Raw genomic sequence first — 7,978 nt, 5'->3', positions numbered from 1 at the left:
CTCCCTATAAATACGTCTTGGGACTATTGTTATAAATAGTAACCGCGATTTAAAGCGGGCCATCTAAGAGAGTTCCACATGCCAACAGCCAGAGAGACATTTGACAGTTCCATCAAGGATGCGGTGGAACTGCTTGATCACTTCAACGCCATCAACGTTCTTCCCCCTCCTGCGAATGCAGAAGTGTTGAAGCGGGCAGGGCTCATCATGGCTTGCACTGCATGGGAGACCTATGTTGAAGACCGTGTGCAGGAAGCCGTGCAGCAACGGCTTGGCGAGGGTAACGACAGCTTCCAAAATAAATTCGTGCTGCGGCATCTACAGATGACGCTCAAGCAGTTCAACAATCCTAACGCCGAGAAGACCTGCAGGTTGTTCTACGACTTTCTGGGCATCGATGTTGTGGCCGGCTGGCAGTGGAACAACTACGACAGCACCCGCGCCCGCCTGGAGCTCGATGCGCTGATCAAGAAGCGTGGCGAGGCGGTGCATCGCTCAAAAGCTCCGAACGCCGGTGTACCTGCGGCCCACCTCATACGCAAGGACGAACTGGAGAAGGCCATCAGGTTCTTGAAAAGCTTGGTGGAAGCTACGGAGAAGGCAACGAAGGCTTGACCGGTTGGATGCAGGGGTCCTGGCTTGCAGTCACAGCGATGAAGGAAACGTGTGGACAAGGCGCGGGAATGTCTGCTCTTGGCGGCGAGAGTACCTATTCGCCTAACACCTAATGGCAGCAACCACCATTTTTCTTACTTACATTTTAGGCACGGCTAGTTGCTCGTAAGAGTATTTCGCTTGATGAACACCACCGACCGCTGATGCTTCTCCAGTTCTTCCAACCATATCTAACGCTTTGTCATCTGGCCTCATGGGGGGTGGCGCAAAACCTCGAGGGCCTGAGCCTGTTCAAATACCTGAACACTCCGCCGATGCAGGTCGGTGACACCATCTTCTATCCTATGAACCTTAATCCGCGGATGGGTGTTGCCAACTTGGCCCTCATCCTCACCGGTGTCCTCGTCGTCGTGTTCCTGCTGAACATACGCGCCTGCTTCTACCTGAACAAATGGGTCGGCTATGCTGGTTTGATCTTGTGGTCGCTCCCCGGCCTGCTGAGCATGCTCGGCTGTATGCCGGATATTCTCGGAATGGGGCCGGACGTATTTCGTTTCGACGAAGGTTTCCCCGGCAGCATGGAATCGGCGGCGGCCAATCTGCTCATATGCCTGGTCGGCGGCTGGTCCGCCATCCTGCTGCTTAGTTCGCTCTGGGGAAAAACAACCTTTAAGAACGCCTATGACCACATCTGGTACACCCTTGGACTGATCACCGCCCTGTACTTCGTGGTGGACTCTGGCCTTTCTTCCTATAAGACTGACTTGGCGAACGCCGACGACCGCATGGTCCATACACTGCAACTGTTTCGCACGGCGGAAAAACGTCTCGAGGTCTTGTGCGCTCTGCCAGAGACCGCGGAGCTTTCTCCTGCCTTGTGCGCACTGGCCCCGGAGTTGAAGTGGGGCGTGCTCAGCTACCTCGACATGAAAAGCAATGTGCGCGCCAAGATCGAGCCGCCCGGCTGGACTACTACGCTCGCAAGCGATCCCGTGTTGGAGCTGCAGATTGGGGCGCTGAACAACTGGGCCTGCGCTCAAGGCCAACAGCCGGAACAATGCCAAAAAGTTCCCATGGACGCGGCCTTGTCAATCCAGGACGCTGACACGCCGCTGGCTTTTCCACCACCCGACTATGCGAGGGCAATTCAACAGTTCCACGCCTCCATGGGAAAATCCGACCGACGTATCCACGATATTGAACGGGGACACAATTTACGTTATTTCGGTTTCCTCCTCGTAGCGATTCTGGCTGGAGGGAAATTGGCCAACGCTTCAAGGGCGATGGTCAAAGACGACGTGGTCCGTCCACCCTCTTGGATACTCAACGCCATTAAGTATGCCAGCAGAAAAACAATGGCCTCGCTCAAACGTTTGACAACGTTGAGCACCCACGCGTACCGCGACTTCACCCAACACGTTGGCGTGTTACTTGTCCGCTACCAAGAAACCAAGGCGGCCTGCCTTGAGCAACGAAAAAAGGCCATATCTAAGCAGCAATAGTCCAGTGACCAGCGAACCAAACCGCGTCATGCGGCGCGGCGCTCCGGGTATTGGCTCGCTCAGTTCAGCTGCTAGCGATGCTTCATCCGATGCTCGTCGCATGGCAGTCATTAGGACTCTTGTGGTGGCCCCTGGGGGCAGGGCATGATGGACTGTACCAAGAGCATTGCCGTCCATTTCTGCATCTCGGTCCAGGATGCCAAGGGCTCGCGTCTGGTGACGCCTCTGGATCTGCTACAAGAGCACCTACTGGACCGACGCTGGTTGCAGGAGCCATTGGTCCTCGAATTCGATGGGCCGATCGTGTTGCTCATACAGCATGCACCATATCCCTTGTCTATAGCACCTCAGCACACCGATGTTTTACTACATATCCCGACGACGATTCTGCCGAGGCAGTTTCTGTCCATCGACAAGTTTAGAGGTCATTTCTCCAGCCATCGGTGATGGCTCCGCTGTCCAGCTCGATCTTTGTCTGAGCCAAAGCCTCATCCATTTTGTGGATGGATCGTGCAAATACCGCGACTAGGATTGGTAAGTTCCCAGTGATGAGGTCCACCGCACCTTAAAACTTTCCCTACGGTCAACATTCATTCGAGTGCAAACCCCTTATGAGCCAAGATAATCCCGCCGAAGGCGAAGGCGTTACTGCCTATAGCGAACCCCTGCTTCAGCTCAGTGGCCGTGGGGGCATTTACGCGGTGACGGCTGAAAGCGCCATCTTCAGCGCAGGCTATACCAGCAACATCACTGCTGGAAACGCCATCAACTTCGCCGTCCAGGGTGGCTTCTACAACATCGTCAAGGCCGGCGTCAGCCTGTTCACCTACGGCAAGGTCAGCAACACCAGCCAACCCAACCAGGAAACCGGTATCTCCCTCCATGCCGCCAGCGGCAAAGTCAGCAGCCAAAGCCAGAGCGGCCAGACCCGCCTGACTGCCGACCAGGATGTCACGGTCGCCAGCGTGGCCGCAGATGTCTCGGTGACCGCATCCAAGCACATCTTGCTCACGGCGGGTGGAGCCGGCCTGCGCTTGGAAGGCGGCAACATCACCATCCAGGGCTCCGGCACCATGGCGTTCAAAGCCAGTGCGGTGGAGCTGACCGGCCCCGGGAGTGCGTCAGCGACTGCGCCAGATATGCCCAAAGCCCTGGACGTCAAAGGCTGCGCCAAGGCTATGTCGGCAGCTGCAGCGGAACAAGCTGGGACAGTCGCGCTGTGATGGGTGGAACCCTGATGGCGGAGTCGCCAAACGACATAGCCAATGCACAAGAAGTCGACGCTATTTGCGAAGCCTTGCATGCTCAGATGGCCAAGCAATCTGGGGCCGCTTTATGGCTGGCGGTAGACGGCGCAGAACAAGACCTGCCAGAGGCATTTGCGCCGCTACAAATCAAATTGGATGACGAGGCGCTACCCGTCCCTCTACGCCATCCGAATATTGCGCCGCAATGGCAACCACGTTGGTGTGCGTTGAATCTCGAACACGCTGGAGATAGTGGATTTTTGCGGGACAGCGTCATGTTGGCCCTAGCGGAGCTGCAAACGGACGCACTCAATTCCGGCGGAGGACGGCGCATTGCCGGTTGGCTGGAGATCGACCCGACGGTGGATGGGCATGCCCGTCTAGCCGCTGCCTCCCTGGGCCAGGCGATGGTGTTGCCCCACGCACGTGGTCATATGAGCCTGTTAAGGTGGCATGACCCGGCTGTCCTGTGGGCGCTGTGGCCTTTATTGACTGCCGAACAGCAGCGCGCGTGGTTGGGCTCCATACAGCGTTGGTGGCTGCTCGACCCGCTAGGCAAGCTGGTTGTGTTGCAGGCCGTTGAGGAGCAACCGCAAGCTACGCCAGCGACGGCGCACTGCGGGTTGGCGCCACGGCCGCCGTTCTTCAGCGCGCAACAATGGAGCGACATCGACCACATTGCCGCTTTTAACCATGGTTTGCGCAAGCGCCTCTCCGACCATGGGCATCCACCACAGGACTTGGAGGTACTGCGCAAGGTCGGTATGGCCGCCTTGCGGCGTGCCAAGGTCTGGGGTTTCGAGGACGCGGGGGATTTGGCGAGCTTTGCAGAATATGCTTTGTGCGTCCACCCGCACTTTGATGCGCACCCCTTGGTACATGCCGTGCTGGCTGAACGCCATAGTGATGACTACTTCAGCGGATTGGTATCGACGTTGACCGAGGAGGATTGGCAACGTGTCCGTAGCGCTCCGCTGGCCTCGGTGGGCCGTTGACCCCCAAGAAAATGGCAGTCCGCCCTTAGATTGACGAAAGAATAATGTAGATGCCCATGCCGAATCTTTGTGGTGACTGCAAGGCCAGTGGTCTGCCCATCATGCCGGTCCGCTATGCCGTGGTGCCAGCCGCCGTCCAGCCCACGCTGCCCGGCTGGACCAGTGGTGACCGGGTCAAAACGGTGCCGCTCGCCGCAGACTTTGCTTACGCTTTGCGCACCCTGCGCGCCGGCTTTGTCTACTTGTTCTATGCCAGCCATGCGCGGGGGGCGAATCTGTGGGAGTGCTATGCCGTCACCCAGGATGGCGTCCTGGTGAAGCAGCCCAACCCCGCCATGGCCAAACCGGTTGCTACGCTGGCCTGCGCAACCCAAGGGCACAGCAATGCCCGGCTGCACCACCTAATCATCGATAAACCAGAAAAGTGTGGCCCCACCTGGATCGCCTTCAGCGAGCACTGCTGGAGCGAACAGACCGTCAAGGAATACACCAGCAATACCAAGCTGCGCAACGCCCGCATGCAAACCATCCACCCGGCACAAATGGCCGAGGGTGCCAAACACAGCCATGGCGCGGTGGCGACCAAGGAGACCTTGGAGCAAGTACTGGAGTACGCTCCGGGATTCCAAACCACACAGTTGCCTTACAACATCGACGCAGGGGCCTTCAGCACCGAGGACGGCAGCTTCAAAGCCGACCGCTTGGCGAAGGTGAGTACACGCACCCCTTGGTGTCTGCGGCAACATGGCGCCGACGAAACGGTGCGCTACATGAAAGAGCGCGGCAAAAAGACCGACGGCACCTACAACACCCCACATGTGCTGGCCCTGTGGGATGCCATCGGCATCACCCACGAACTCAACGGCTACCGGAACGACGCGGCGGGTTGGCTCAAACTGTACGGCGACGAACGCGAGCTGCAGATCACCGCGCTGAACGCGCTCGATGGTGTCAAAAAGGCCCTGGAGCACAGGATCAACGACGGCTGGGACAGTATTGCCACAAATACCTCGCACATGCCAGACCCGCAAGAAAGCGGCATGCGCATGCAAGCCGTGCAGCGCTACGCCAAGGACGACCCGGCCCAACTCGGCCGCCCCTTGTACCAGTTGGACGAAAAGTACAAAGCAGGCCAGATAGATGCGGCCACCTACAAGGCCCAACGTAGCCAGACTATCGCCCAAAACAGCAACAACCCAGCAGCCATGGAGGCCGAGTACGCCAAGATCGACGCCTACCGTGAGAACAAAGCCAAAACCCGCTCCACCAACCTGGCCAACAACAAGAAAGACGACATCGCCCGCAGTTGGAGCAAGTACGAAGGCAAGCTGGACAAGGCCGCATTCGACAAATTCAAAGGGCAGTGGGACAAACTGTTGACCCAAGCCGACGCCATCGTCGACAAACGCACAGAAACACTTATCCACTGGCTGGAAGCATCGCTGTTGATCGACACGCTGGAGGATTTCCACGGTACCAGCGTGGGTGACGGTGTGCTGTTTGAAGACGCCATTGGCGATGCGGTATTCGGTATGGGCTCCAGCAAGGCCGGAGCCGCCAAGATCGACGCCTGGGTGAAGGAAGCCAAAGCCAGCGTGAAAGGAAATTTGCTGTGGCGGGCGATTGCGCTGAACCAGCAGGAGGGTATCGCGGAGGTGGATGCGGCACTGCAGGAGGCCGAACAACACCAGGCCAAGCGTACGGTAGCCAGTGCCTTGACGATAGAAGGCTACCTGGCCAAAACCCTCAAAGCCTTTGCCGATACCTACAAGAAGGCTGTAAGCGCCTACAACGCCAACGTCAACGCCAGCAGTGAGAAAGGCAGCAAAGCGTTTGGAGTGACGATTGCCCCGGTAAACATGCGCGGCGCCGACAAAATTGCCGTTACGGTGGGCGACCGGGTGTTTCGGCGTTTCCGGGTCGATGGCCTGGGCGACTTCTTGAGCGAAAAGATCATCCAGCACATGTTTGCCCTTCGCGCTTTCGTGGCCCCGGCGGACTCCATCAACCTCATCGTGCAGCAGGCCAAAACGCAGGCCATTGAGCGGCGTACGTTGCTGGAGCGTTTGCGCACTGCCCGCACATTTCTTGCCAGCGACAGTCCTGCCATGAAGACAGCGCAAACGGCAGAGCTGGGCCATGCATGGGAGAACTTCAAAACCACCCACAAGGATGGGGGCAACGCCATCCGAGACGCACGGCTGGCCGTGGTGGTCATGTTGATTGAAGGTCTTAACTTTCAAAAACTGCTGATTGAATGCCGCACCAAGAACGACCTCAAGACCTGGTGGAGCCTGGCGGCATCCAGTATTACCATCAGCGCGGCCCTGTTTGACGTGGCCAGCGTACCCGCCAAGAACCTGTTGGGCGCGGAAAGTTGGAGCTACCAGCGGCTGAAGCTATGGGGTGGGGTGTTATCGGCCGGTGCTTCCGCGATTGGCGTGGGATTGGACGTGGTGGATGGAGGAAAGTCTGTAGATAAGGGGCAATATGGATTGGCCTTTATGTTCTATGGGAAGGCTTTTATTGGCGGGGCCGGTGTTGCTTTAACCGTTGCAACCACATTCACGTATGCCGCACCGCTCATAGAACGCCTTACAGGCCGTGTTGCCGCTGGTGTCGCCGTCCGTGCCATCAGCGGCGCTGCTGCCGAAGTCATTGCAACCCGCATTTTGTTCATGGCAGCTGGTACCTGGATCACTGTGGGCGTATTTGGTATCCAGGTCTTTATCTGGATCATCTCTGACGACAAGCTGCAGGAATGGTGCTCGCTGAGCGCTTTGGGCAGCAATCACAAGGCACCAGCTGCGTTTAAGACGGTTAAACAGCAGCAAGAAAAGCTACAAGAAGCGTTGATTGATGTGGGACTTGCAGCATGACTAACTTTGTCGAACAACCAAACGCACACGGGCTGATAAAGCTCAGCGGACGAATTGAAAATTACAAGTGCACGCGCGCCAGGGCCAGCTTTGTGTTCACAGAAACGGACAGAACCAAGATGGGCGTGGCGGCCATTGCCGCCGGTATGGCGGGTCTGGGTGGCCAGGCCATAGCGACGGCTGGGAACGCCAGCAACTTGGAGGAGGAAGCTGATTTTGTAGAGTTCACGCTGAACGGCCGGCAGGTTGAGGGTTGGGTGTGGCGCAGCCCATTTAAGGAGGGGGATGAGGTTGAAGTAGCGGCTGAATGGGTCGGCAACCATTACGAAGCCTTCGGCATTGCTCGTCCAGAGGACAGAACGGTTGCGCTGTATCCCCATTGCGCAAGAGGTCGGCTAAAGCATTACCTCAAAGCCATTAAGTGGTGGTTGATTCTGGGAAGTTCCGGTACGGTCTTTGTAGCGTTCATGATGCGTGACGTAATTCAAAAGGTCATCGCCGAAGGTATTTTGCAATGGGGTGCTTTTGGCTTTTATGCATTTTTCGGCGCAATGGTCTTCAGCCTTTCCCGTAAATGGCTTCCATTCGTGCGGGTCGCAGAGAAAGTCTTCCGCACCTTGGATTGGCCAAACCCATCCAGCATCGACCTGAAAATGCGGACCAAAACCCGGCGCTCTACGGAGGATGCAGTGGAATATGGGCGGTTCTACTTCTATTACTAAAAAGCAGGTTTCCGCGCA

6 protein-coding genes are annotated in these 7,978 nt (G+C 57.3%); all 6 read left to right on the top strand.

The window, feature by feature from the left end; all coding sequences use genetic code 11:
- Nucleotides 1-78: 78 nt before the first annotated feature.
- Complete coding sequence (locus AC07VY_RS18605; RefSeq protein WP_495098759.1) at nucleotides 79-615, top strand: HEPN domain-containing protein; 537 nt, start codon at nucleotides 79-81, stop codon at nucleotides 613-615.
- A gap of 203 nt (nucleotides 616-818) precedes the next feature.
- On the top strand, nucleotides 819-2,117 hold the full coding sequence (locus AC07VY_RS18600; RefSeq protein ID WP_495098758.1) for a hypothetical protein: 1,299 nt from the start codon (nucleotides 819-821) through the stop codon (nucleotides 2,115-2,117).
- A 611-nt stretch (nucleotides 2,118-2,728) separates the two neighbouring features.
- Nucleotides 2,729-3,340, top strand: coding sequence for a DUF2345 domain-containing protein (locus AC07VY_RS18595; protein WP_495098757.1), 612 nt, complete (start codon nucleotides 2,729-2,731; stop codon nucleotides 3,338-3,340).
- A 14-nt stretch (nucleotides 3,341-3,354) separates the two neighbouring features.
- Nucleotides 3,355-4,359 carry a hypothetical protein gene (locus AC07VY_RS18590; RefSeq protein WP_495098756.1) on the top strand — a complete coding sequence of 335 codons (1,005 nt, stop codon included), beginning with the start codon at nucleotides 3,355-3,357 and terminating at the stop codon, nucleotides 4,357-4,359.
- A 56-nt stretch (nucleotides 4,360-4,415) separates the two neighbouring features.
- On the top strand, nucleotides 4,416-7,238 hold the full coding sequence (locus AC07VY_RS18585; protein ID WP_495098755.1) for a T6SS effector BTH_I2691 family protein: 2,823 nt from the start codon (nucleotides 4,416-4,418) through the stop codon (nucleotides 7,236-7,238).
- A complete protein-coding gene (locus AC07VY_RS18580; protein ID WP_495098754.1) occupies nucleotides 7,235-7,960 on the top strand; it encodes a putative type VI secretion system effector in 726 nt (241 codons plus the stop codon). Before AC07VY_RS18585 ends, AC07VY_RS18580 begins: the two co-directional genes overlap by 4 nt.
- Nucleotides 7,961-7,978: the final 18 nt, after the last annotated feature.

Source organism: Rhodoferax sp. GW821-FHT02C08 (assembly GCF_059421805.1).
This window is presented reverse-complemented; position numbering and strand designations above follow the sequence as displayed.